At 70.3% G+C, this 23,551-nt stretch carries 19 protein-coding genes; 15 read left to right on the top strand and 4 right to left on the bottom strand.

Features of this window, described 5'->3' with window-relative positions; genetic code table 11:
- The first annotated feature begins 11 nt into the window (after positions 1-11).
- The 3 genes from nadC (at position 12) to G4D85_RS37015 (ending at position 1,879) form a co-directional block, all read left to right on the top strand.
- On the top strand, positions 12-890 hold the full coding sequence (nadC, locus tag G4D85_RS37025; protein ID WP_205525865.1) for a carboxylating nicotinate-nucleotide diphosphorylase: 879 nt from the start codon (positions 12-14) through the stop codon (positions 888-890).
- A 102-nt stretch (positions 891-992) separates the two neighbouring features.
- Positions 993-1,637, top strand: a complete 645-nt coding sequence (locus G4D85_RS37020) for a hypothetical protein (RefSeq protein ID WP_164018814.1) — start codon at positions 993-995, stop codon at positions 1,635-1,637.
- Positions 1,634-1,879 carry a hypothetical protein gene (locus tag G4D85_RS37015; RefSeq protein WP_164018813.1) on the top strand — a complete coding sequence of 82 codons (246 nt, stop codon included), beginning with the start codon at positions 1,634-1,636 and terminating at the stop codon, positions 1,877-1,879. The genes G4D85_RS37020 and G4D85_RS37015 overlap by 4 nt, the downstream gene beginning before the upstream one ends.
- A 120-nt stretch (positions 1,880-1,999) precedes the next feature.
- On the opposite strand, the gene G4D85_RS37010 is transcribed toward G4D85_RS37015, so the two are convergent.
- Positions 2,000-4,918, bottom strand: a complete 2,919-nt coding sequence (locus tag G4D85_RS37010; protein WP_164018812.1) for an SBBP repeat-containing protein — start codon at positions 4,916-4,918, stop codon at positions 2,000-2,002.
- 283 nt (positions 4,919-5,201) lie between these two features.
- Positions 5,202-6,818: an alkaline phosphatase family protein gene (locus tag G4D85_RS37005; protein ID WP_164018811.1), complete on the bottom strand. Its 1,617-nt coding sequence runs from the start codon at positions 6,816-6,818 to the stop codon at positions 5,202-5,204.
- A 97-nt stretch (positions 6,819-6,915) separates the two neighbouring features.
- Here G4D85_RS37005 and G4D85_RS37000 point away from each other — a divergent pair, with 97 nt between their 5' ends.
- The 4 genes from G4D85_RS37000 (at position 6,916) to G4D85_RS49015 (ending at position 9,357) form a co-directional block, all read left to right on the top strand.
- Complete coding sequence (locus G4D85_RS37000; RefSeq protein ID WP_164018810.1) at positions 6,916-7,323, top strand: acyl-CoA thioesterase; 408 nt, start codon at positions 6,916-6,918, stop codon at positions 7,321-7,323.
- 51 nt (positions 7,324-7,374) lie between these two features.
- Positions 7,375-8,340 carry a class II fructose-bisphosphatase gene (glpX, locus tag G4D85_RS36995; RefSeq protein WP_164018809.1) on the top strand — a complete coding sequence of 322 codons (966 nt, stop codon included), beginning with the start codon at positions 7,375-7,377 and terminating at the stop codon, positions 8,338-8,340.
- 36 nt (positions 8,341-8,376) lie between these two features.
- Entirely contained in the window at positions 8,377-8,802 is a 426-nt protein-coding gene (locus G4D85_RS36990; RefSeq protein WP_164018808.1) for a type II toxin-antitoxin system RatA family toxin, read from the top strand.
- A gap of 378 nt (positions 8,803-9,180) precedes the next feature.
- The gene (locus tag G4D85_RS49015) at positions 9,181-9,357 is read left to right on the top strand and encodes a hypothetical protein (protein ID WP_205520329.1); all 177 of its coding nucleotides are present in this window, start codon (positions 9,181-9,183) and stop codon (positions 9,355-9,357) included.
- Between the two features lie 137 nt (positions 9,358-9,494).
- Here G4D85_RS49015 and G4D85_RS36985 read toward each other — a convergent pair whose 3' ends face one another.
- Positions 9,495-10,556 carry an ADP-ribosylglycohydrolase family protein gene (locus G4D85_RS36985; protein WP_164018807.1) on the bottom strand — a complete coding sequence of 354 codons (1,062 nt, stop codon included), beginning with the start codon at positions 10,554-10,556 and terminating at the stop codon, positions 9,495-9,497.
- 79 nt (positions 10,557-10,635) lie between these two features.
- On the opposite strand from G4D85_RS36985, the gene eno reads away from it, so the two are divergent.
- The 5 genes from eno (at position 10,636) to G4D85_RS36960 (ending at position 16,233) form a co-directional block, all read left to right on the top strand.
- The gene (eno, locus tag G4D85_RS36980) at positions 10,636-11,934 is read left to right on the top strand and encodes a phosphopyruvate hydratase (protein ID WP_164018806.1); all 1,299 of its coding nucleotides are present in this window, start codon (positions 10,636-10,638) and stop codon (positions 11,932-11,934) included.
- A 4-nt stretch (positions 11,935-11,938) separates the two neighbouring features.
- On the top strand, positions 11,939-12,727 hold the full coding sequence (gene surE / locus G4D85_RS36975; protein ID WP_164018805.1) for a 5'/3'-nucleotidase SurE: 789 nt from the start codon (positions 11,939-11,941) through the stop codon (positions 12,725-12,727).
- Between the two features lie 2 nt (positions 12,728-12,729).
- Positions 12,730-13,668, top strand: coding sequence for a LysM peptidoglycan-binding domain-containing M23 family metallopeptidase (locus tag G4D85_RS36970; protein ID WP_164018804.1), 939 nt, complete (start codon positions 12,730-12,732; stop codon positions 13,666-13,668).
- Between the two features lie 358 nt (positions 13,669-14,026).
- Positions 14,027-15,079: a hypothetical protein gene (locus tag G4D85_RS36965; RefSeq protein WP_240359720.1), complete on the top strand. Its 1,053-nt coding sequence runs from the start codon at positions 14,027-14,029 to the stop codon at positions 15,077-15,079.
- A gap of 14 nt (positions 15,080-15,093) precedes the next feature.
- Positions 15,094-16,233 carry a tetratricopeptide repeat protein gene (locus G4D85_RS36960; RefSeq protein WP_164018803.1) on the top strand — a complete coding sequence of 380 codons (1,140 nt, stop codon included), beginning with the start codon at positions 15,094-15,096 and terminating at the stop codon, positions 16,231-16,233.
- A 73-nt stretch (positions 16,234-16,306) separates the two neighbouring features.
- Here the strand turns inward: G4D85_RS36960 and lexA are convergent, their stop codons facing one another.
- Positions 16,307-16,972, bottom strand: a complete 666-nt coding sequence (gene lexA, locus G4D85_RS36955) for a transcriptional repressor LexA (protein ID WP_164018802.1) — start codon at positions 16,970-16,972, stop codon at positions 16,307-16,309.
- 197 nt (positions 16,973-17,169) lie between these two features.
- Between lexA and G4D85_RS36950 the strand changes: the two genes are divergently transcribed.
- From G4D85_RS36950 to G4D85_RS36940, 3 genes are read left to right on the top strand one after another with little or no spacing between them, the layout of a single operon-like run.
- Complete coding sequence (locus G4D85_RS36950) at positions 17,170-20,499, top strand: response regulator (protein ID WP_164018801.1); 3,330 nt, start codon at positions 17,170-17,172, stop codon at positions 20,497-20,499.
- Positions 20,496-22,343, top strand: a complete 1,848-nt coding sequence (locus G4D85_RS36945; RefSeq protein WP_164018800.1) for a sensor histidine kinase — start codon at positions 20,496-20,498, stop codon at positions 22,341-22,343. Before G4D85_RS36950 ends, G4D85_RS36945 begins: the two co-directional genes overlap by 4 nt.
- A 38-nt stretch (positions 22,344-22,381) precedes the next feature.
- Positions 22,382-23,350, top strand: a complete 969-nt coding sequence (locus G4D85_RS36940; RefSeq protein ID WP_164018799.1) for a FecR domain-containing protein — start codon at positions 22,382-22,384, stop codon at positions 23,348-23,350.
- Positions 23,351-23,551 lie beyond the last annotated feature (201 nt).

Raw genomic sequence — 23,551 nt, 5'->3', positions numbered from 1 at the left:
CTGGAGGCGACGTGCAGCAGGATTACCTCGATCGGCTCATCGCGCTCGCTCTCGATGAGGACCTGGGGGCAGCGGGTGATGTCACCTCGCAGGCCCTCATTCCTCCCGACGCGGAGGGCAGCGCGGAGCTGGTCGCAAAGGAGCAACTGGTGCTCGCGGGGATGGAGGCCTTCATCCGCGTGTTCCAGACGGTGGACTCCGAAGTCGAGGTGGAGCTGATCCGCCGCGACGGCGAGGAAATCAAACCCAAGGTGGTCGCCGCGCGCTGCCACGGGCGCATGCGCTCGCTGTTGGCCGCGGAGCGCACCGCGCTCAACATCGTCCAGCGCGCCGCGGGCATCGCCACCCTGGCCCAGCAGGCCATGACGTCGGTGCGGGGGTCCAAGCTGAAGGTGCTGGATACCCGCAAGACGCCGCCGGGCATGCGCGCGCTGGCCAAGGACGCCGTCCGCATGGGCGGCGCCGCCAACCACCGCTTCGGCCTCTTCGATGGCGTCCTCATCAAGGACAACCACATCGCGGCGGTGGGTGGCTCCGTCTCCGAGGCCCTCCGGCTCGCCAAGGCGCACGGGCCCCGGCTGACCAAGATTGAAATCGAGGTCACCAACCTCAAGCAGCTCGCGGAGGCCATCGAAGGCGGCGCCGACGTGGTGATGCTCGACAACATGGACGACGCGCAGATTCGCGAGGCGGTGAAGCTCACGGCCGGCCGCGTCCCGCTCGAAGTCTCCGGCGGCGTCACCCTGGACCGGCTGCCCCGCCTGGCGAAGCTGGGCGTGGACTTCGTGTCCATGGGCGCGCTGACTCACTCCGCGCGGGCAATGGACCTGTCGCTGGAAATTACCGGCGCCGCGGTGAAGAAGACGCGCAGCAAGCCGAAGCAGGCGTGACGCCCAGGCGGGGTGCGGGTGGCTCCGCACTCCGCTCGCGGCACGGCAACCGCGTTGTGATAGTTCCTCGTTTCCAATTCCTTCCGGAATCGAGGACCCTTCATGCAAGCAATGCTCCGCAGTGCCCTGCTGTGCTCCCTGTTCGTCGTCGTCGGCTGCAAGACGGGAGCAGGCACCGTCCGTCCGACTCCGCCCCCGGATGAGCCGGCCTTCGAGTCCACGGTGGTGCCGTGCGACGAGGCGCAGAAGGCCATCTCCCAGGCGGCGGACACGCGCGCGAGCCCGTACGGCATCGACGCGCACGTCGAGAAGAACTTCAAGGACCGCAAGGTGTCGTGGCTGATGCCGGAGGGGACCTACCAGAAGTTCGTCGTGCAGACGGGCGCGAAGAACTTCGGCCGGTGCAACGACAGCGGCTGCTTCCTCTTCGCCGCGCCCTCGGCCACCATCCAGGACGCCGTCGCGAAGTCGATGGTGGATGGGAAGCATGACCCCGCGGTCATCGGTCAGGCGCTCGGGCTGCCCGCGAAGAACTTCGAGGGACCGCTGCGGATGATGACGCTGGACCTGGCGGCCTCGAAGTCCTGCGCGCGCCTTCCGGTGGATGAGGACCCGGGCGTGTGGAAGTGCCAGACCGCCGAGGACACGGACTGCTTCAAGTTCGGTGGTTACACGTCCGGAGGCGTCCCGGAGATCATGGTCATCAACGCCCCCGTCGAGCAGGCCACGGTCGCGGAGGTCCCGTGAGCGATGAGGAGGTGCTCTACCAGAGCCCGCTCCTCTACAGACTGCTGCGCGCTTCGGATGGCGGCCTGACGCTCGAGGTCGTCGTGGGCGGCATCGCCATGTACGAGGTGCGCGTGCGCCTGACCTCCCAGGAAGCGGAGTCCTATGCCCGGGAGGGCCGTGCCTTCACGGACCGGATGGCGCAAGCCATCATGGCCAACCCTCCCTTCGGAGGACGTTCGGTTCGCGCCTCGGAGGCGTGAGCCGGGAGGGGGCGGTGCCTTCGCACCGCCCCTCTGTGCGGCGCAGGGCCGTGACCGCACCATCCGGTCACGGCCCTTCAGGTGTTCGACTCTGGCGGCGGGTTGCCTGACGGCCCACCCTCACTGCGCGAAGCGGCCCAGGAACAGGTCCTTGCCGCCCGCGCTCGTCTGTCCGGGCAGGGTGCCCAGGGTTCCACCCACGAGGTACACGCCGTTGCCCGTCCGCGTGGCCACGCCCAGCACCACCTCGTCCGCGGCGGAGCCCAGGTGCTGCGTCCATCCCCGGGTGCCGTCGCTGGCATAGCGCACGAGGTAGCCGTCGTAGCCGCCCATGTAGCCGGGCGCGAGCGTGCCGGTGCTCGAGCCGGCCAGGTACACGGTGCCGGTGGAGTCGGTGGCCACGCCGTAGCCGGACTCATCCGCGGCGGTGCCGAGCTGCCGGGCCCACTCGAGGACGCCCGCGCTCGTCCAGCGCGACACGAAGGCATCCGAGCCGCCCTGGTTGGTATACGCCAGCGCGCCGGTGGTGGAGCCGCCCACGACGATGGCGCCCGTGCCGTCCACCTCCACGTCCTGGGCGATGTCATTCCCGGTGCTGCCCCACTGGCGCACCCACGCCAGCGTGCCCTGGGCGGAGTACTTCGCGACGAAGACGTCCTGGCCGCCGCTGCTGCTGGCCCCCTGCAGCGCGCCGCCGGTGACACCCGCCACGTAGACGTTGCCGCTGGAGTCCGTGGCCACGCCGTGGGCCAGGTCGTCCGAAGCCGTGCCCAGCATGCGCACCCACAGCAGCGTGCCCGCGGCGCTGTACTTCGCGACGAAGGCGTCCTTCAGCCCGGCGTTGGTGGCCTGGAGCGAGCCGGCCGTGTAGCCCGCGACGAGGAAGTCCGTGCCGTCCGTGGCCACCGCGCGCACCGAGTCCTCTGCGGCCGTGCCCAGCATGCGCACCCACTCGCGCGTGCCGAGGGTGTTGTACTTCGCGACGAAGCCGTCGAACGTCCCACCGGCATACGCCTCACCGGCGACGCCACCGCTGGCTTGGCCGCCCATGACGACGGCCGAGGCCGTGGCCGCCACACCGAAGGACTGCTCGTCGCCCGCGGCGCCCAACTGCCGGCCCCAGTCCCGGTCTCCCGCCGCGCTGTAGTGCCTCAGCACCGCGTCCCGTCCGCCCTGGTTGTCGTAGTCGAACGCGCCCAGCGAGTAGCCCACCACGTAGGCACCGCCATTCGGGTCCGTCGTCACCGCATAGCCGTATTCGTCGGCAACGGTGCCCATCTGCCGCTGCCAGAGCAGCTCTCCACCCGTGGGAGGAGGAGGCGCCGAGGCGCAGCGCTCCATCGCGCCCTTGTCCGGCGCACCGCCGCAGAACGACGCCGCCGTGTTGTTCATCGCGGTGTCGACGGCAGGGGAGGCCGCCAGGAGCGTCAGGTCTCCCGCCGCCTCCTGGGTGAAGGCCGCCGAGGCCACCGAGCTGGTCGGGTCTCTCAGCGTCAGGCCGCCGAGAGCACAGGTGCTGCCACGCCACGCGCTCAGGTCCTTCAGGCCCTGCTGGAAGTCGCAGGTGAAGTGCGCGGCGGAGCCGTCCGCGTGGGAGAAGAGGTTCCCATCCGACTCGAAGTCCACCAGGAAGTCGCCATCCGTGACGAGCCAGCGTGAGCCGGACGCGGACAGCGAGACGATGTTGTTCCAGAAGTCCAGGTTGCGCACCGTCCACCCGGCGCTCGAGATGAGCACCGCGGTGCGGCCCGCCTGGGAGAAGGTGTTGTGGAAGAAGTCGCCGCCGGTGAGCTTCTGCACGTAGAGGGCGGTGCCCGAGGTGCCGCTGGTGCCGCAGCCCTTCTCGCCCGTGTAGAAGTGGTGGAAGCGCGTCCGGGCGATGACGACGTTGGCCAGCGGGTCGGTTGCGCTGTTGCCCAGGCCCAGGCCCATGCACGAGTCGAAAATCTCCGAGTCCTCCACCCGCATTCCCTGCGCGCTGAAGTGGAAGATGGCGGCCCCGCCCCCGTTGAGCGAGCCATTGGCCTGCCGGGCCGCGCGGAAGCCGTGGTAGCGCTCGCGGCGCAGGGTGATGAAGTCACAGTCCTTGATGTCCGTGGCCTCTTCCACGACGCCCTGGTTGGCCGGGCTGGTGAACATGTCGTTGTCCTCCAGCGTGATGTCCACGGGCCGCGTCCCGGCGGTGTAGCCATACAGGGGGCCCGCGCACTGGAGGCCGTCACCGGTGTTGTCGTGGATGACGTTGCCCTTCACCAGGACGGAGTGCGAGTCGGACAGGACGACGATGGCGTGGCCGTCATCTCGCTCGCGGCAGTAGCGGCGCAGGACGTTGGAGGAGTCGTACTCCGGCTTGCAGAAGCTGCCGGCGGAGCAGTCGGTGTGCGCGGTGCAGGCCACGCCCCGGGCGCTGCCGGCGGTGTGCTCGAAGGTGTTGCGAATCTCATTGCCCTGGATGAGGACGTGCTGGGCCTTCACGTTGAGCGCGTCCAGCGAGGCGTCGCGCACCAGGCTGTTGCGCAGCGTCAGGTGGTCCGAGCGGAAGAGGACGGGATGCACCCGCGCGTAGCGGCCATCCAGCTCCAGGCCGTCCAGGATCCAGTACCGTCGGTTGAGGTGGAAGATGGGGGAGGAGCCGTTGCTCTTCAGCACAGGCCTCGACTCGCCGGGCGCGCCGCGCAGGGTGATGGGCGCGGTGGCCGTGCCGTCCAGCGCCGAGGCGGACGCGAAGTCCACCTGGGTGGCGTCGTAGGTGCCCGCGTGGATGTAGACGGTGGACCCCGGGGGCAGCCCACGCACCGAGCGCACCACCGTCCGCCAGGGCTTCGCCGCGCTGCCGTCACCCGTGGAGTCGCTGCCCGTCGTGCTGACGTGAAACACCTTGTCGGCCGGCGAGACATAGCCGGCATAGGCGTTTTGAGACTGCACCGTGGCCGCGCTGCGGCGGTCTCCGGCGACGATGTCCTTGCTGACGGCGGCAGGCGCCGACGAGGCCATGCAGAGCATGGCGAGCGCGAGACTCCGCGCCACATTCCCTCGCATCTGGAACTCCCGTTCGTTTTGTTAACTGGAGGATGAAGCGAGGCCAGGGTTGCACTGACCCACCCGGAAATTCCAGGGAGGGACCAGGCAGACAAGGAGGCGCCCGGCAGCCCGTGAGAGCCCCGGCTCGGTGCCTTTGACCGTGAGCTGCGAATGGCGTCGGCTGAGCTCAGCCTCGAGCACGGACAGGCGCTCGGCGGGTTGCCTGGCCGGGCCGTGGCGACACAGAGGCCACCGCCACGTCTGCGATTGGCCTGACTATCTCCCGCGACTCAGCGGACGCTCACTTGCCCGTGAGGATCTCCGCGCGAGGCTTGCCCTCGGCGGATGCGGGCATGCCGATCTCCATCAGCGCCGCCAGCGTGGGCGCCACGTCCACCGGGTCCATCTCCTCCAGGTACGCCCCGGGCTTGATGCCCTTGCCCGCGAACACCACGGGCACCTGTGAGTCATACGAGTACGGCGTGCCGTGGCTCGTGCCCTCCGCGTCCGTGTAGAGCAGGTGGAAGGGCTTCACCATGTACAGCACGTCTCCGCTGCGCTCCGGGAAGTAGCCCTTGCGCAGCGGCGTCAGGTGGCCCGCGATGTCCGGCGCGGTGAACAGGTCGTCCCGCGCCACCGCCGTCACCACCGCCGGGTGCTTCGCCAGCCACGCCGCCGCCGCGCGCCGCATCGCCGCGCCGTCCACCTTGGGGCCCTCCAGCGACTTGCCGGAGAGGTACACGTCCAGCTCCTCCAGCGACGCCGTCACGTCGCCGCCGAACTGCTTGCGCAGCTCCTGGGTCAGCTCCTGCGCCAGCACCACCGGGCTCACCCGCTGCGCCGGAAGCCCCTGGGCTGCCCACTGCTCGGGCGCCGTCGCCCCGCCGTGGTCCGCCGTCAGCGCGATGACCAGGTTGGCCCGGCCTCCCGCGGCGCGCTCGGCCGCGGCGATGAGGTCGCCCAGCGCCTTGTCCAGCCGCAGCAGCGAGTCCTGCATCTCCCACGAGTACGGACCGAACTCGTGGAACACCAGGTCCGTCCCGCTGAGGCTCACCGCCAGCAGGTCCGGCACTTCGTCCTTGCCCAGCGCCTCGCCGACCATGGCCGCCTTCGCCGCCTCCACCAGCACGTCATGCGAGTCGGGGGACACGCCGAATGCCCGGTAGGAGATCAGCCCCGGCGACGGCAGCCCGCCGTCCAGCGGGTGCGGGAAGGTGCGGCCCAGCCCGTACGCGTTCACCTCGTAGGGGCGCTCGTCCTCGCCCACGTACTCCGCGCGGGGGCGCATCAGCTCCCACTTCTTCCCGAAGTACGACTCAGGCAGCTTCCGCGCGTTCAGCTCCTTCACCCAGGTGGGGAACTCCTTCGTGTACCAGGTGCCCGTCACGAACTTCCCCACGCCGTCGTCGAACCACCACGCCTGCCCCAGCCGGCCCGCCATGGCGATGGCCGCGCGGGACTTGAGCGACACCGCCACCGCCTTGCCCCGCTCCTGCGTCGCCACCCGGAGCCGGTCCGCCAGCGTCTCCACCATGAGGTTGGCCGGGCTGGCGTCCTGCCCCGGCGACAGCGGCACCTCCAGCACCGGGTGCGCCGGGTCCACGAAGCTGTTGACGGGCTTGCCGGTGGCGCGGTCCACCCAGCGGTTGTCGATGACCCCATGGCGCCACGGGTTGGTGCCCGTGGAGAGGGTGGCGTGGCCCGGCGCGGTGCGGCACTCGGCGAAGCCGTAGCGGGCGTACGGGTAGAAGGCGCCCGCGGTGAGGAGCTGCCCCAGGCCCCCCTGGAGTCGAGGCCGGTTGCGCAGCAACACGTCGCTGCCGAGCGCGTCCACGGTGATGAACAGCGTGAGCCGCGGCGGACGCGCCGAGGCGGGCAGGGCGGCAAGGGCCGTCACCAGCAGTAGGGCTCGAATCATACGTATTAGAAGCTGCCCCGGTCGGCTGGTGAGAAGCAACCAACAAGCGGCACGACTGCTTGGACGCCGACGGGGGCCCTGTTACCTTCAGCGCTTCATGGTCGAGGCCCGGCTTCGCGTCATCTACGGCGACACCGATCAGATGGGTGTCGTCTACTACGCGAACTACTTCCGCTACTTCGAGTTCGCCCGCAGCGAGTTCTTCCGCTCCCGGGGCGGCAGCTATGCCGACATGGAGCGCTCCGGCCTCCAGTTGCCTGTCGCGGAGGCGAGCTGCCAGTACAAGTCGCCCGCCCGCTACGACGACCTCATCGTCATCCGCGTCACGGTGGACGAGTTGCGCCGTGCCTCCATCGTGTTCACCTACGAGCTTTTCCGCGACGGCGAGCCGCGCACGCTGCTGTGCACCGGTCGTACCCTGCATGCCTGCGTGGGGCGCGACGGCAAGCCCACCCGGTTGCCAGACTCCGTCGTCCGGCTGATGAAACCCTCGGAGCCCACCTAGGGACTCCGCCGCTTCCACCTGAACCTTCAGGGACACTCAAGGAGCACACACATGGATCGCAACCTGGCAATGGAGGTCGTGCGCGTCACCGAGATGGCGGCCATCGCCTCCGCCCGACTGATGGGCCGCGGCAACAAGGACGAGTCGGACCAGGCCGCCGTGGACGCCATGCGCAAGGCCTTCGACGCGCTGCATATCGACGGCACCGTCGTCATCGGCGAGGGCGAGCGCGACGAGGCGCCCATGCTCTACATCGGCGAGAAGGTGGGCAAGCGGAGCGAGGGCGCCCCCGAGGTGGACATTGCCCTGGACCCGCTCGAGGGCACCAACCTGTGCGCCTACGGCCGTCCGGGCTCCATCTCCGTGGTGGCCATGGCCGGCAAGGGCGGCCTGCTCAACGCGCCCGACACGTACATGGAGAAGATCGCGGTGGGCCCCCGCGCCCGCGGCGCCATCGACCTGCGCAAGTCCGCCACCGAGAACCTCCGCAACATCGCGGAGAAGATGAAGGTCTACGTCGAGGACCTCACCGTGGTGGTGCTGGACCGCGAGCGGCACGCCGACCTCATCAAGGAGGTCCGCGCCGCGGGCGCCCGCATCCGCCTCATCGAGGACGGTGACGTGGCCGGCGCCATCGCCACCTGCTTCGACGACACCGGCGTGGAGGTGCTGATGGGCATTGGCGGCGCGCCCGAGGGCGTCATCGCCGCGGCCGCCATCCGCGCTACCGGCGGTGACATGCAGGGCCGGCTCGTCCCCCGCAACCAGGGCGAAATCGACCGCGCGAAGAAGATGGGCATCACCGACATCTCCAAGATCTACACGGCCGAGGAGCTGGCGAAGGGCGAGGTCATGTTCGCCGCCTCCGGCGTCACCACCGGCGACTTCCTCAAGGGCGTGCGCTTCTTCGGCGGCGGCTGCGAGACGCACTCGGTCGTCATGCGCAGCAAGACGGGCACCGTTCGCTTCATCCAGTCCGTGCACAAGTTCGACAAGAAGCCGGGCTACGCTTTCTAGGTCGTCCTTCACGCCCTTCCGGAGACGGAGTCACTCATGCCTGGCGCCACGCGGACCATCGTCATCAACGCTCCCGTCGAGAAGGTCTTCGACGTCATCACCCAGTACGACCGCTACCCGGAGTTCCTGCCGGAGGTGAAGGAGGTCCGCGCCGCCAACCGGCAGGGCAACACCCTGGAGCTTCACTACAAGGTCGATGTGGTGAAGACGATTCGCTACTCCATCCGCGTCACCGAAGAGCGCCCCAAGCGCATGGCCTGGTCCTTCATCGAAGGTGAGATGATGAAGGACAACAAGGGCAGCTGGGTGCTGGAGCCTGAGGGCGAGGGCAAGACGCGCGCCACCTACAACGTGGAGATGGCCCTGGGCCTGCTGGTGCCCAAGGCCGTCGTCAACGCCTTGGTGGACACCTCGCTCCCCAAGATGCTGGAGGCCTTCAAGCGCCGCGCGGAAGGGACCTGAGCCTCCCTCCCAGGTCCGAAAGGACCTCTGACGCAGGCCGTCATGCCCGCCTGGAAGCAGGCGGGCAGGCAGGCCCTCCAGCGGGGAGCTTGTCGCCCTGAATGCCACGGGTCTGCCCGTGAGTTGGACCGCTTGCGGGCCAATTCGAGGGCATTAGAATGAACACCGTCCCTGCGGTATTTCGGCTTCCATGACATCCGCGCCCCGGTTGGTGGGGCCTGGGTGTCGGGTGGCGGACGAGCAACCGTGCGAGATGGCTGCCACGTACCCGTTGGAGAACCGGGGTTCTTAATTTGCATCTGAGACAGGTGGAAATGGTAATGGGGCGGGACGGCGGGCGTACATCGGGGTACGTAGGCTGAGGGAGACGGAAGACCCATGCTCGACGCCTTCATCATCGAAGAAATCAAGCGACGTGAGCGCCGCCGCGAGGACCATGAGCGGCCGGTGGTGGAGCTGCCGCTGCCCGCTCCTGACGACCGCCCTCGACGCCGGACGGAGACCGAGGACGAGAAGCCCCAGCGGGGCGTGGTGGTCATCGACCTGCTGTCCTGATTCCAACGCGCGGCCCTGATGCCGCGCCGTGTGTCACCCGGCCCGCGGTGGGTGTCCTCCCAGAGAGGACCACCCCCGCGGGCTTCTCACGTCCAGGGCTCCGTGGGGCCGCGAGCGGGGCCCCGGGCCTGGTGTGCTCACGCCGAGGCGAGCGTCAGCAGGTGCCTCGGGTGGTACACGTCCCAGAGGGGGCCCTTCACGGTGGCGAGCGCCTCCAGCACGCCCTTGCGCCACTCGGCGGGGAGCGCCTCCTCGCCGTGGAAGGCGCCCACCAGCGCGCCGGTAATCGCGGCGTGGGCCTCCGTGTCGCCCCCGCGGTGGACGACGTCCAGCAGCGCGGCCTCGGCGGTTGGGGCGTGGAGCAGCTCCCAGAAGGCCAGCCGGAAGGCGACGCGGACGGCGTGCAGTGGCCGGTGCAGGTGCAGCTCCGGCCCGTAGAGCTGCGGGTCCGTCTGCCGGGCCAGCACCAGGTCCTCGCGCAGGAGGGCGGCGGCCTGCGTCACCTCCTGCACGTAGTCGCTCGCGGAGCGTCCGAGCGCCGCGCCCGCGACGAGCAGGCCGGACTCCGCGGCGACGAGGAGGTCCTCGGGCTTCAGCCCCGCGCCGCTGGTGACGGCCCGGGCCAGGGCCGCGTTGAAGGCGGCGCAGGCGAGCTGGCAGCGCGGGTCGAAGTGGGTGAGGGCGGAGTCCTCGAGCGAGGCCTGGGTGCGCGCGGCGGTGTCGCCCGCCAGGTACACGCCCAGCGGCGCGGTGCGCGCCAGGCTCCCCACGCCCGCGGGCTGGCGGAAGGCGCGCAGCCACACCCGGCGGCCGGCGCCCAGCGGTGGGCCGGCGAGGCAGTCCTCCAGCACCTCCTTCATGGGCTCGCTGATGTCGAAGGCGTGGGGCTGCCAGCCCCGGTAGCGGCGGAGCGCGTCCGCGGCGTCGTAGCGCTTCAAGTCCCGCAGGCTGTGGCTGAGGCAGCATGCGAGCTGCACCTCTTCCGTCACCTGGCCCTTGCGCAGCTCGTGGGGCCCCCCGCCCATCAGCTTGAGGTAGGGGCCCTCGGCGGGCGTGGGGAAGGACACGGCCATGAGGGGGCGGTGCGCGGTGGGCACGGCGAGGGCATTGCCCACGGCCAGGCCCAGCAACGCACCCCGGCGGCGCTGGGCGAGGAGGGGGTCAGGCCCCTTGAGGGCTTGGCGGCGGTTGGGCGGCATTCGGCGGGTGGACACTGTAGCAGCGCCGGATGCGAGCATGCTTGCCCGCTCCGAGGCCCTCTTCTAGAAACGGCGACCTATGACCGAGATTGTCCATATCGTGGCGCGCGAAGTGCTCGACTCCCGCGGCAACCCCACCGTGGAGGCCGAGGTCCTGCTGGCCGGCGGCTCCCGGGGCCGTGCGGCGGTGCCGTCCGGGGCCTCCACCGGCGAGCACGAGGCCATCGAGCTGCGCGACGGCGACAAGGGGCGCTACCTGGGCAAGGGTGTGCGCAAGGCGGTGCAGAACGTCACCGACACGCTGGCCCCGGGCCTGGTGGGCCTGGACGCGGCGGACCAGTTCGCCGTGGACCAGAAGATGCTGGAGCTGGACGGCACGCCCACCAAGGGCAAACTGGGCGCCAACGCCATCCTCGCGGTGTCCATGGCCTGTGCCCGCGCGGCGGCGGATGCGCACGGCCTGCCCCTGTACAAGTACGTGGGCGGCGCGCAGGCGCGCACCCTGCCCGTGCCGCTGATGAACATCCTCAACGGCGGCGCGCACGCGGACACCCGCGTGGACGTGCAGGAGTTCATGGTGGTGCCCGCGGGCGCCACGACATTCGCTGAAGGCCTGCGCTGGGGCGCGGAGGTGTTCCACGCGCTGAAGAAGATCCTCAAGGGCCGCAAGCTGGCCACCGGCGTGGGCGACGAGGGCGGCTACGCCCCGGACCTGCCGGCCAACGAGGAGGCCCTGAAGCTCATCATGGAGGCCATCGACCAGGCGGGCTTCAAGGCCGGCGAGCAGCTCTTCCTCGCGCTGGACGTGGCGGCCAGCGAGTTCTTCGACAAGGGCTCGAAGAAGTACAAGCTCAAGGGCGAGGGCAAGGAGTTCGACTCGTCCGGGTTGCTCGACTACTACCGCGGCCTGTCCGAGCGCTACCCCATCATCTCCATCGAAGACGGCATGGCGGAGGATGACTGGGACGGCTGGAAGAAGATCACCGATGCGCTGGGCGGGAAGATGCAGCTGGTGGGCGACGACCTCTTCGTCACCAACGTGGAGCGCCTGGGCCGGGGCATCGACACCGGCGTGGCCAACTCCATCCTGGTGAAGGTGAACCAGATTGGCACGCTGACGGAGACGTTCGACGCCGTGCGCATGGCGCACAAGGCGGGCTACACGTCGGTGATGAGCCACCGCTCGGGTGAGACGGAGGACACCACCATCGCCGACCTGGCCGTGGCGCTGGACTGCGGGCAGATCAAGACGGGCTCGGCGTCGCGCTCGGACCGCGTGGCCAAGTACAACCAGCTGCTGCGCATCGAGCAGGAGCTGGGCGCGGCGGCCCGCTACGCCGGCAGGTCGGTCTTCCGCTCCCTGGCGCAGAAGAAGTGAGCCCGTGAGCGACAAGCAACCTCGCATCCTCGTCTCCAACGACGACGGCTACTTCTCCGAGGGCCTCAAGGCCCTCGTGGAGGCCGTGAGTCCGCTGGGCGAGGTGTGGGTGGTGGCGCCCGACCGCGAGCAGAGCGCCGCCTCCCATGCCATCTCCCTGCACCGGCCGCTGCGCATCAAGGAGGTGCGCGAGCGGTGGTTCTCCGTCGACGGGACGCCCGCGGACAGCGCTTATCTGGCGATCAACCACCTCATGAAGGATGATCGCCCGACTCTCATGGTTTCCGGCATCAACCACGGCGCCAACCTGGCGGAAGACGTCATGTACTCCGGTACGGTGGCGGCGGCGATGGAGGGGGCCCTGCTCGGGATTCCCGCCATCGCCTTCAGCCTCGTGGCCCGGGGGGAGTTTGACTTCGGGCCGGCGGCCCGCTTCGCGCGCTCGCTGGTGGCCAGCGCGCTGGCCCGGCCGCTGCCGCCGCGGATGCTCCTCAACGTGAACATCCCCGGTGGGGTGGAGCCGGACGGCTACGTGGTGACGCGCCAGGGCCGACACACCTACGGGTACGCGGTGGTGGAGAAGGTCGACCCGCGCGGCCGCAAGTACTACTGGATTGGCGGCAACGAGTACCAGCACGAGGACATTGCGGGCAGTGACTGCAACGCGGTGCACCTGGACAAGCGAATCTCGGTGACGCCGCTGCACTTCGAGCTGACAGACCACGGGCGCCTCGCCGACCTCTCGGGGTGGCGGGTCGACGGGTTCGACCGGCACGAACCGGATGGTGCCTAGCGTTGAGGCCGTCCGTGTCCAGCCGAGCGGGTGGGGCGCTCCGGGTGCTGCTCGTGGCCGTGCTGTTCTCCGGCTGCGTGGGCACCCGGGCCGCCGCGCCCGGTCCGGACACGGCGCTGGACTCCGTGGGTGAATCCCAGGGTGCCGCCGTGGCTCCGGCGGCGGCGGCGTCCTCGGGGAAGCCAGTCGCGCTGCCGTTCGCCCTGCGGGGCGCGCACCCGGAGCCGGAGTTGGTGTCCGTGCGGCACCGCGTGGCGGCGGGCGAGACGATGTACCGCATCGCGAAGACGTACGGCCTGACGGTGGAGGAACTGGGAGCCGCCAACGGCATCAAGGCGCCGTGGACGCTGGCGGTGGGGCAGGAGCTGACCGTTCCCGGCGTGGAGCAGCGCGGGTCGGCGGAGGCGCCGGAAGTGCTGGCCGAGGCGGACTCGGAGCCGGTGCGGACGGGTGGCCCCAGGCGCAGCGTGCCGGTGGTGGCGCGTCGCGAGGAGGCGCCGGGTCGCTCGCGGCCCGCGCCGCGTCCGGGGACGGGCTCCCGGCCCCGCCTGGCCACGCAGGGGATGCTGGACTGGCCGTTGAAGGGGGTGCTGTACGGGCGCTTCGGGAAGAAGGGCAAGGAGCCCCATGACGGCATCGACCTGGCCGCGCCCGCGGGCAGCCCGGTGAAGACCGCGAAGGACGGCACGGTGCTCTACGCGGGCGAGCAGCGTGGGTACGGGAACATCGTCATCGTGGAGCACTCGAACCGGCTGATTACCCTGTACGCGCACAATCGGGATTTGCGCGTGCGCACGGGACAGCGGGTGCTGCCGGGGCAGATCATCGCCACGGTGGGCGAGTCGGGGAAGACGTCCGGGCCGCACCTGCACTTCGAGGTCCGGCTGGATGGCAAGCCGGTGGACCCGCTCGAATACCTGGGGCCGATGCCATCGTCATGAGGCGGGGGCGGGCGCCTGCCCGCCTCCCTGGCCCTACGGCCGAGCAGCGGATGTGGCAGGGCGACCAACCGGCCCTCTGTGAGCGGCCCGGGTGAGGGTAGAGTGTCGCGCCGTGCCGCGCTCCCTCCCGTTGCTTGCCTCCCTCTTCGTCCTCCTCGCCTCGGCCGCTCGCGCCCAGACTCCGCCCGCACAGGGGAGTGCCGCACCTGACTCCGTCGCAGCCCCCGCCGCCGCCCAGCCTCCGCCCACCGCAGGCAGCGCGGCTCCCGCCACTTCCACCGTGACGTCCCCCGCGGATGGCAGCGCGACTCCCTCCGCTTCCGAAGCACCAGCCCCCGTCTCGAACGTGCCGGCGCCCGTGCCTCCCTCCGCTTCCGAGACGCCGGCCCTGGTGACGCCGCCCGCCGCTGCCGCGCCCGTCGCCACGCCCGCGCAGACTCCGGCCCCGGAGCCCGAGAAGGACTCCTTCGTCGTCGCGGTGCTCACCCTGGAGTCCAACGAGTCCGCCCGCGACTCCGCGCCCGGCGTCACCTCGCTCATCGCCTCCCGCCTCTCCGAGTCCCCGCGCCTGCGCGTCCTCTCCCAGCGCGACATCGAGACGGTCCTCGACGCCGAGCGCCAGCGTCAGCTCCTCGGCATCAAGTCCTGCGACCGCGGCGCCTGCCTCCAGGAGCTCTCCTCCATCACCGGCGCCCGCTACATCATCACCGGCCGACTGGACCGCTTCGGCGACCAGTACCTCCTCACCGCCAGCCTCGTGGACACCATTGGCGGCAGGAGCCTCGCCAAGCCCCGCGCCGAGGCCCCCGAGGCCGACACCCTCCTGCGCACCGCCGAGGCCGTCGCCGATGAGCTCCTCGCCGCGCTCGTCGTCTCCCCCGAGGAGTCCCTCACCGCCCGCCCGCTGCTGGACGGCGCCACGAAGACGGGCGGCGGCGGCTACATGCTGGGCCTGCGCATCAACAACAACTTCATCGACAACCTGGCCACCCTCAACCCGGGCGCCGACCTGGAGCTCGGCTATTGGTTCCACCCCGAGTGGGTCGCCTTCGCGCAGATTGGCTTCTCCTACGTGCGCTCCAATGAAGAGGGCGCCAAGGGCGGCCTCAACGTCCTCCCCAGCCTCGTGGGCGCGCGCCACTACCACAACGTCGCGAAGACCCTCCGGCCCTACTGGGGCTTCGGCCTGGGCGTGCAGCTGTCCTTCGGCGACTTCGGCATCTTCCAGTCCACCGGCCCGCTGCCCACCGTCGTCGGCTTCGCCGGCCTCGAGTACCTCATCGCCGGCCACGTCGGCCTCCAGCTCGAGGCCGGCACCAACGTCGCGCAGGCGGTGATGGGCCTCGCCGAGTCCAAGCTCGGCGACGGTCTCAACCTGGACCTCAACGCGGGCATCTCGTACCACTTCTGAGAGTCGGAGCTTCCATGTCCCCGCGTCTGCGCGTCCTCCCGCTGCTCGCCCTGCTCGCCGCCGCCGCGTGTGACGATGGCCCTCCGCGCGTCAACCCCAAGGACCACGCCGAGGGCCTCTACCTCAAGGGCACCGCCGAGTACCTCCAGGGCCAGTTCGAGGCCTCGCTCGCCTCCTTCGCGGCGATGAAGCAGCTCACCCCGAACGACCCGCGCCTCCCCGCCGCCCGGGGCGAGGTCTTCCTCTCCATGGGTCGCATCCATGACGCCGCCGCCGAGTTCGAGGCCGCCGTCCAACTCGAACCCAAGCGCTCCACCAACTGGAGCCGCCTGGGCTTCATCCAGGCCCAGCTCGGCAAGGTGCCCGAGGCCCAGAGCTCCCTGCGCAAGGCCATCGGCCTCTTCCCCAACGACTACAACGCGCTCGAGTCGCTCGGCGAGCTGCACCTCAAGAAGGGCGAGCACGAAGAGGCCGTGCGCCACTTCACCCTCGCCGCCAACGTCACGACCGGCGAGGCGCGGTCCGCGCTCACCATGCGCGCCCTGGAGGTGCTGACGCAGCAGGGCCGCCACGACGAGGTGCTCAAACAGGCGACACGCGCCGTGAGCCAGGGCGTGCGCACGCCCGAGGTCCTCACCACGCTGGGAGATGCGCTCGTGCGCGCCGGCAAGCTCCCCGAGGCCGCCAACGCCTACAAGGAAGCCGCGGGCCGCTCCCCGAAGGACCCGACGCTGTGGGAGCTCGTCGGCGAAATCCACATGCGGCTGGACAAGCCCGGTGACGCCATCTCCGCCTACAAGGAGTCCCTGCGCGTGAAGGACCGCGCCGTCGTCCATGTGGCGCTCGCCCGCATCCACCTCGCCATGCAGCACCGCGAGGCCGCGCTGGAAGAGCTCGACGCCGCCCTGGAGTCCGTCTCCGGCCAGGACATCCGCGAGCTGCGCGAGCTGGCCGGACTCCTCACGGAGCTGGGCCGCAAGCCGGACGCGCTGCGCATCCTCGCCAGCCTCAGCGCCGAGCAGGAGTACGCGAGCGACACGGAACTCCAGCTCACCACCGCCCGGCTGGCGCGGGAGCTGAAGGATTCCACCGTGCAGCAGGCCGCATGCGCCCGCGTCACCGCGGCGGATGCTGGCGTGCAGAAGTGCCCCTGAGCAGCTCGGGCTTGGACGGCGCCCGGGCGCTTGCTCGGAGCGGAACGCCCCCCTGGCGGGGGGCAGGGACTCCTTAGACGCGCCCGCCCTGCAGCTTGCGGTACACGCCCACCACCTGGCCCAGAATCATGGTGGACCGGAACTCCGCCCGGCTCACGTAGATGGGCTGCATGGTGGCGTTGGCCGGCTGGAAGCGGATGCGGTCGCCCTCCGGGTAGTAGCGCTTCACCGTGGCCTCGTCCTCGATGAGGGCCACGACGATTTCGCCCGGCTGCGCCGTCGGCGTCTTCTTCACGAAGAGGTAGTCCCCGTCGTGGATGCCGTCGTCAATCATCGACTGCCCCTTCACGCGGAGGGCGAAGACCTCGCGGCCGTTCATCCCGCCCAGCAGGAAGCTGTCGATCTTGACCGAGTCCTCCATGTGCTCCTGGGCGAGGAGGGGGGCGCCTGCCGCCACCTTGCCCAGCAGGGGGACCTCCACCATGCCGGCGTCCTTCTTCATGCCCAGGCCCAGCGCGAGCCTCGCCCGCTTGGTGGGGACCAGGGAGCGGCTCTGCTGCTCACCCCGGTTGAGGTAGCCCTTCCGTTCCAGGGCCTTCAGGTGGTCGTTCACCCCGTTGGTGGAGCGGATGTCCATCTGCTCGCCAATCTCGCGGATGGTCGGGGGGAAGCCCCGGGTCTCCGTCTCCTTGACGATGAAGCTGAGAATCTCGCGCTGGCGTTCCGTCAGCTCTTCCATGCGCTCCCTCCCTCGGCTGGCGTCCGGCTAGGGGCACGGACGTCCAGGCAACAGGCTTTCAGTGTCCACTCTCCCTGAACAGACGTGTAGAGTCAATTCGTTCGGTGTCCCCCCACGCACCTGGCGTGCGTGCTGAACGGTCGCCTTTCTCACAACTTGAGGCAGGACGGCGATTCTTGCGTACACTTCCATCCGCTTTGTCCGAGCCCCGCCACACGCTGCTCTTCGTCGATGACGAGGCCGACGTCCTGGACATCCTCACGCGGATGTTCCAGCGCCGGTACCGGGTGCTAACCGCGCCCGATGGCGCCGCCGCGCTGGAACTCCTGCGCCGTGAGACCGTGGACGTGCTCATCACGGACCAGCGGATGCCGGAGATGACGGGCATCGAGCTGGTGGCCACCGCGCGAGCGGAGGGCATCGACGTCACCACGCTGCTGCTCACCGGCTACACGGACCCGGAAGACATCATCGCGGCCATCAACCGCGGCCAGGTGTACCGGTACATCACCAAGCCCTGGGACGTGAACGACCTCATCATCACCGTGAAGAACGCGGTGGAGTTCACCCAGCTGCGGCGCGACAAGGAGCGGCTCATCCGCCAGCTCCACCAGCGGGTGGAGGCGCTCTTCGTCCTCTATGAGGTGAGCCGCGCGAGCGCGAACGACCCGGCCAGCTACGACAACATCATCGACCGGGTGCTCATCGCCGTGGCGCGGGTGCTGCCGTACGACTGCGGCGCGGCGCTCATCGCCCCCGACTCGTCGCGCAGCGTCACCCTGCGGCTGCGCTGCCACGGCACGGTGGGGGAGAAGGCGCTGCTGGGCGTGAAGGAGTCCATGCTCGGCGCGTACCGCAAGAGCAGCGGGCTCGCCCTGCCGGAGGACCGTGTCATCACCCGCGTGGCCGGCACCACCACGCAGGACGCCGAGGCGGCCACCGTCTACCCCAGCCAGCTCACCGTGAATCTCGTGGCCGGCGGGCGCCCGGTGGGCATGCTGTCGCTGTTCAGCCAGCGGCCGGACGCCTTCACCGAGGACGACGGCGTGCTGCTGGACGTCCTGGCCAACCAGACGGCGGACGCCATCCAGTCCCTGCGCTCGGCGGAGGAAGAGGCCCGCCACCGCATGGAGCGGATGGTGGAGTCCATGGCGGACGGCGTGGTCCTCACCGACGAGAAGAACGACATCGTGGTGATGAACCCGGCCGCCCGGCGCCTCCTCCAGGCGGGCGACGACGTCGAGGGCCACACCACGCGGATGATGGAGGAGCGGCTGGGCTTCCAGCCCTTCCACCTGGTGCGCGGCTGGGAGTACAGCGGCAACCAGGTGCTGCGCGAGGAGGTGAAGCTCTTCGAGCGCGAGGTGCAGGTCACCGTCACGCCCGTCAGCGACGCGCGCGGCACCCTGCGCGGGGTGTGCGTGGTGCTGCGCGACATCACCGACCAGAAGCGCCTGGAGGAGCGCAAGGACGAGTTCGTCTCCATGGTGAGCCACGAGCTGCGCACGCCGCTCACGTCCATCGCCGGCGCGCTGGACCTGGTGCTCAACTTCATGGCCGGCGACATCAATGACAGGCAGCGCCGCTACCTGTCGCTGGCGAAGGACTCCACCGAGAAGCTCAACACCATCGTCGACGACCTGCTCGACTTGTCGAAGTTCGCCAAGGGCCGGCTGCGGATGAACTTCGAGGTGGGGTACCTCGACGAGCTGATTCAGCGCGTGGTGGAGAAGTACCAGCCGGCCTTCGCCGAGAAGCGCATCCTGGTGAAGCCGATTCTTCCCCGGCACCCGCTGCGGACGCTGGTGGACCCCAACCGCCTGAACCAGGTCCTCAACAACCTGCTCAACAACGCGGTGAAGTTCACGCCGGAGGGCGGCGAGGTGCGGGTGGAGCTGCACGCCACCTCCAGCCTGCCGGGCTACGTGGTGATGTCCTGCTGGAACAGCGGCGACCCCATCGCCGAGGACAGCCTGGAGCGCATCTTCGACCGCTTCGAGCAGGCGCGCACCAAGGCCAACCGCACCGTGCGCGGCACCGGCCTGGGACTGGCCATCTGCCGCAACATCGTCGAGGCCCACGGCGGTCGCATCTGGTGCGAGCCCTGTGTGGACGGCGTGCGCTTCATGGCGGTGCTGCCCACCGAGCCCCCGCCGGAGCTGCGCGCGACGGACGACTCGGAGGAGGCGCCGGCGCTGCCTCGCCGCAAGGAGAACCGGGGCCGGGTGCTGGTCATCGAGGGCGAGCCCGAGGTGGGCTTCATCGCCAAGGCGCTGATGACCGGACGCGGGTATGACGTGCGGCTGGCCTTCAACGCCGAGGACGGTCTGGTCGCCGCGCGCAACTACCACCCGGACATGGTGCTGGTGTCCGTGCGGCTGCCGGACGTGGACGGGCTGCGGCTGGCCGAAATCCTCCGGCACGACCCGGAGACGCGCCGCGCGCCGCTGCTGGTGACGTCCGCCTTCGACGAGCGACAGCGCGCCTTCCGCGCCGGGGCGGACGCCTTCCTGGTGCGCCCGCTGGCGCCGGACAAGCTGCTGGCCACGGTGGACTCGCTGGTGCGCGGCCGCGCCGGCCCCGCCCACGGGCGCGTGCTGGTGGTGGACGACGACGTGAAGATTGCCGCCATCTGCCGCGAGGTGCTGGAGAACATCGGCTTCGACGTGGCGACGGCGGGCTCCATCGAGGAGGGGCGCCGCTCCCTGCGCGAGCGCCGGCCGGACGTCGTCCTGCTGGACGTGACGCTGCCGGACGGCGACGGCTTCGTCTTCCTGGAGGAAATCAAGGCCGAGCGCGCCAGCGGCCACATCTCCGTCATCTTCATCTCCGCGCGCGCGGAGACGTCCTCCAAGGTGCGCGCCCTCAAGCTGGGCGGCGACGACTACCTCACCAAGCCCTTCGACGCGCTGGAGCTGGGTGCGCGCGTGGAGAGCGTGATGCGGCGCAAGGAGCAGGAGCTGTCCGCGTCACCCACCACGCAGCTTCCGGGCTCCACGGCGATTGAGCGCGAGGTGCAGCGGCGGCTGGTGGCGCGGCGGCCCTTCGCCTTCTGCTACCTGGACCTCGACAACCTCAAGGCCTACAACGACTACTACGGCTTCGCGAAGGCGGACGGCGTGGTGCGCCAGACGGGCGACCTGATGCGCGAAATCTTCGCGCAGGAGGGTGGCCCCGGAGACTTCCTGGGCCACGTGGCCGGCGATGACTTCGTGTTCATCACCTCCACGGAGACGGTGGACCGCATCTGCCAGAAGGCGATTGAGACCTTCGACAGAATCATCCCGCTCTACTACGACAGGCAGGACCGGGAGCGCGGCCACATCGAGGCGGAGGACCGCTACGGTGAGAAGCGGCACTTCCCCATCATGAGCGTCTCTGTCGTCGCGGTGATGACGGACGGCTCGCAGGACCACGCGGAGCTGGCGCGGCGCGCGGCCGACATGAAGAAGCGGGCGAAGGCGATTGCCGGCTCGGTGTTCCTGCGCAGTGACAGGGAGCGGGTGGTACGCTCCGTGGCCGGATGAGGCTCTACCAACAGCTCGTCCTCTTCATGCTCGCCGCGACGGTGCTCCCGCTCGCCGCGGTCGGCTTCCTGTTGCTCTCGCGCGCCGAGGCCGAGCTGGCCAACCGCATCGACGCCGAGCAGCGCGCCCAGGCCACCGCCACCGCGGAGGCCGTCAGCGCCTCGCTCATGGAAGTCGTGGACGCGCTGGCCCGCTCGGCGGAGCTCATCGACTGGGAGTCCGTCAGCGACGCGGAGACGGTGGGCGGCCTGCGGCTGCTCTACGGCCAGTCCCCGGCGGTGAGCGCGGTGCTGAAGCTGGACGCGGACGGCCGGCCGCTGGGCGCTCCTGTCTTCCGGGCGCAGGCGCTGGACGGGCACCCGGCCTTCCACACCGCGGGGCTGGAGCGGTGGGTGCGCTCGGTACCGGTGCAGACCCTTCGCGGAGGCGGCAAGGGCCAGGCGGCGCTGGGCAGCGCCTACGCCCATGGCGACGGACAGCGCGCGGCGGTGGCCGTGGCGGTGAAGCTGGCCGAAGGGGAGGGTGCGCCCTATGCCCTGGCGGAGGTGGTCTTCACCCCGCTGGAGGCGGTGCTGCTGCGCCGCGCGGCCAATGGCCTGGGGCGCATCGACCTGGTGGACGAGGAGCGGCGCATCCTGGCCAGCTCCGAGCCGGAGCGGCGGATGCAGGTGCTGGGGCCGGAGCTGACCGCGCACCTGCTCACCCCCAACGGGCCGCTGCAGGACGCCGTGCGCAGCTTCCGCGTGGAGGCGCCCGCGCGGCGGGTGAGCGTGGCGCGCGTGCCGCAGGGCCTGCGCTTCGACGTGGTGGTGGAGGTGGACGAGGCCACCGCGCTGGCGCCGGTGACGGCCATGCGGCGCACGGTGCTGGCGTCCATCGGCGCGACGTTCATGGTGCTGCTCGGGCTGGGCGCCCTCTTCACCCGCCGCCTCAACCGCCGGCTGGCGGACGTGGTGCAGGGGGCCGAGGCCTACGGGCGCGGCGAGCTGGACAGGCGCGTGAAGGTGGAGGGCCAGGACGAGTTGAGTGAGCTGGCCACCACCTTCAACCGCATGGGCTCCGAGCTGGAGGCGGCGCGCACCCGGCTGATGCGGTGGAACGATGACTTGCGCACGCGCGTGGACGAGGCCACCTTCGAGCTGAAGACCGCCCAGGCCCAGCTGCTGGAGGCGCAGAAGCTGGCGGCGGTGGGGCAGCTCGGCGCGGGCGTGGCGCATGAAATCAACAACCCGCTGGCCGGCATCCTCGGCAACGTGCAGCTGCTGATGCTGGACCGCGGCGCGGCGGACCCGGACCTGGGGACGCTGCAGAAAATCGAGCAGAGCGCCAAGCGCTGCAAGGAAATCACCCAGAACCTGCTGCGCTTCTCCCAGCAGCGCGAGCGCGCGGAGCTGCGGCCGGTGGACCTGAACGCGGTGGTGCGCGACGCGCTCAGCCTCACGGAGCACCAGACGCGCGGCGAGGGCATCACCCTCGTCACCGAGCTGGGCCAGGGGCTGGGCCGCGTGCGCGCGGACCCCGGGCACCTGTCGCAGGTGGTGCTGGCGCTCCTGTCCAACGCGCGCACGGCGATGCTGAAGACGCCCATCAAACGGCTCACCCTGCGCACCGGGGAGCGCAACGGCCGGGGCTTCCTGGAGGTGGAGGACACCGGCAAGGGCATCTCCCCGGACATCCGCCCGCGCATCTTCGAGCCCTTCTTCACCACCAAGGACGTGTGGTCCAACGTGGGGCTCGGGCTGAGCGTGGCGTGGCGCGTGGTGACGGAGGCGAGCGGCACCCTCGAGGTGCGCTCGGAAGCCGGGCAGGGAGCCTGCTTCATCGTGACGCTTCCGAAGGCGTGAGGCCCCTCACCGGGGTGTGATAGCAAGCGAGGCTGCCCATGGCCGACCCCCGCCCACCCCGACGCCAGACGTCCTTCCTCGTCGGCCTCGTGCTGATTCTCGCGGCGCTGCCGGTGGGGTGGTTCGTCTTCCTGCGCCAGCCCCCTCCGCCGCCGCCCCCTCCGCCCGCGCCCGTCGCCGTGGCGGCCCCGGTCGCGAAGAAGCCGCTGGAGCTGGAGATTACCGAGGTGTCCGGCACCGTGGAGGTGCTGCACTCGGACGGCACCTGGCAACCGGCGAAGGTGGGCACGGCCCTGCGCCGCAACGAGAAGGTGCGCACCGACGACGGCTCGTACGCGATGCTCATCGGCGGCGAGGCCGTGGAGGTGCGCATGGAGCCCGGCACCGAAATCTCCGTGGAGGACCTGACGGAGTCGGTGTCCCGCATCCTCCTCGCCAGCGGTATGGCGACGGCCGTGGTGCGCCCCGGCCAGCGGCACACCTTCGAGGTGAAGGCGGGCAACGCCGACGCGGTGGCCACCCTCGAGCAGAGCGGCTCCTTCACCATGAGCAACAACGGCCGGGGCACCGTGGCGGTGGGCACGCGCGAGGGTGAAGTGACTCTGCTCGGGCAGGGCAAGGTCGTCATCGTCCGCGCGGGCCAGCAGGCCGTCATCCGCCCGGGACAGGCCCCGTCCGAGCCCGCGGCCGTGCCGGGCAGCCTGCTGCTCAAGGTGGACTGGCCGGTGGACCGCACGCGGCGCGAGCGCGAGCTGCTCGTGCGCGGGCAGACGGAGCCGGGCAGCCGCGTGGAGGTGGACGGCGTCACGATTACCCCGGATGCCGAGGGCCACTTCGAGCGCAAGGTGTCGCTGCGCGAGGGCCGCAACACGGTGGACGTCCGCGCCGTCGGAGTGGGGCGTATTGAACAGAGGGACCGGCAGGACGTGGTGGTCGACACCACTCCGCCACCCCTGAAGACGGACACTCAGGACATCTGGAATCAAGCAAACGACGCTTCCCCGTAGAGAGCAGTCGGACGAGTGGCCGTTCGCCTTGACCCCTGGCGAGCAGGCTCCCTAGACTCTCCCCTAGTTCATCCTGTTCAAGGGCAATCCAGGGCGAAAGCCTTGGTGCGCAAAGCCGCGGGGCCTGAAGTACGGCCGGCCGTGACCGCCGTGGGAAGCCAGCACCGGATCTACCGGGCCCACAGTGCCTTGCGCAGGCAT

The sequence above is a fragment of the Pyxidicoccus trucidator genome (assembly GCF_010894435.1).
Lineage (GTDB): Bacteria > Myxococcota > Myxococcia > Myxococcales > Myxococcaceae > Myxococcus > Myxococcus trucidator.
Note: the sequence above shows the minus strand (reverse complement) of the source record. Positions and strands in the feature narration are given on the sequence as shown.

Coding starts and splice junctions, on each gene's coding strand:
- G4D85_RS37020 (WP_164018814.1), top strand. CDS start 993: ATGCAAGCAATGCTCCGCAGTGCCCTGCTGTGCTCCCTGTTCGTCGTC.
- G4D85_RS37010 (WP_164018812.1), bottom strand. CDS start 4,918: ATGCGAGGGAATGTGGCGCGGAGTCTCGCGCTCGCCATGCTCTGCATG.
- G4D85_RS37005 (WP_164018811.1), bottom strand. CDS start 6,818: ATGATTCGAGCCCTACTGCTGGTGACGGCCCTTGCCGCCCTGCCCGCC.
- G4D85_RS37000 (WP_164018810.1), top strand. CDS start 6,916: ATGGTCGAGGCCCGGCTTCGCGTCATCTACGGCGACACCGATCAGATG.
- glpX (WP_164018809.1), top strand. CDS start 7,375: ATGGATCGCAACCTGGCAATGGAGGTCGTGCGCGTCACCGAGATGGCG.
- G4D85_RS36990 (WP_164018808.1), top strand. CDS start 8,377: ATGCCTGGCGCCACGCGGACCATCGTCATCAACGCTCCCGTCGAGAAG.
- G4D85_RS49015 (WP_205520329.1), top strand. CDS start 9,181: ATGCTCGACGCCTTCATCATCGAAGAAATCAAGCGACGTGAGCGCCGC.
- G4D85_RS36985 (WP_164018807.1), bottom strand. CDS start 10,556: ATGCCGCCCAACCGCCGCCAAGCCCTCAAGGGGCCTGACCCCCTCCTC.
- eno (WP_164018806.1), top strand. CDS start 10,636: ATGACCGAGATTGTCCATATCGTGGCGCGCGAAGTGCTCGACTCCCGC.
- G4D85_RS36960 (WP_164018803.1), top strand. CDS start 15,094: ATGTCCCCGCGTCTGCGCGTCCTCCCGCTGCTCGCCCTGCTCGCCGCC.
- lexA (WP_164018802.1), bottom strand. CDS start 16,972: ATGGAAGAGCTGACGGAACGCCAGCGCGAGATTCTCAGCTTCATCGTC.
- G4D85_RS36945 (WP_164018800.1), top strand. CDS start 20,496: ATGAGGCTCTACCAACAGCTCGTCCTCTTCATGCTCGCCGCGACGGTG.
- G4D85_RS36940 (WP_164018799.1), top strand. CDS start 22,382: ATGGCCGACCCCCGCCCACCCCGACGCCAGACGTCCTTCCTCGTCGGC.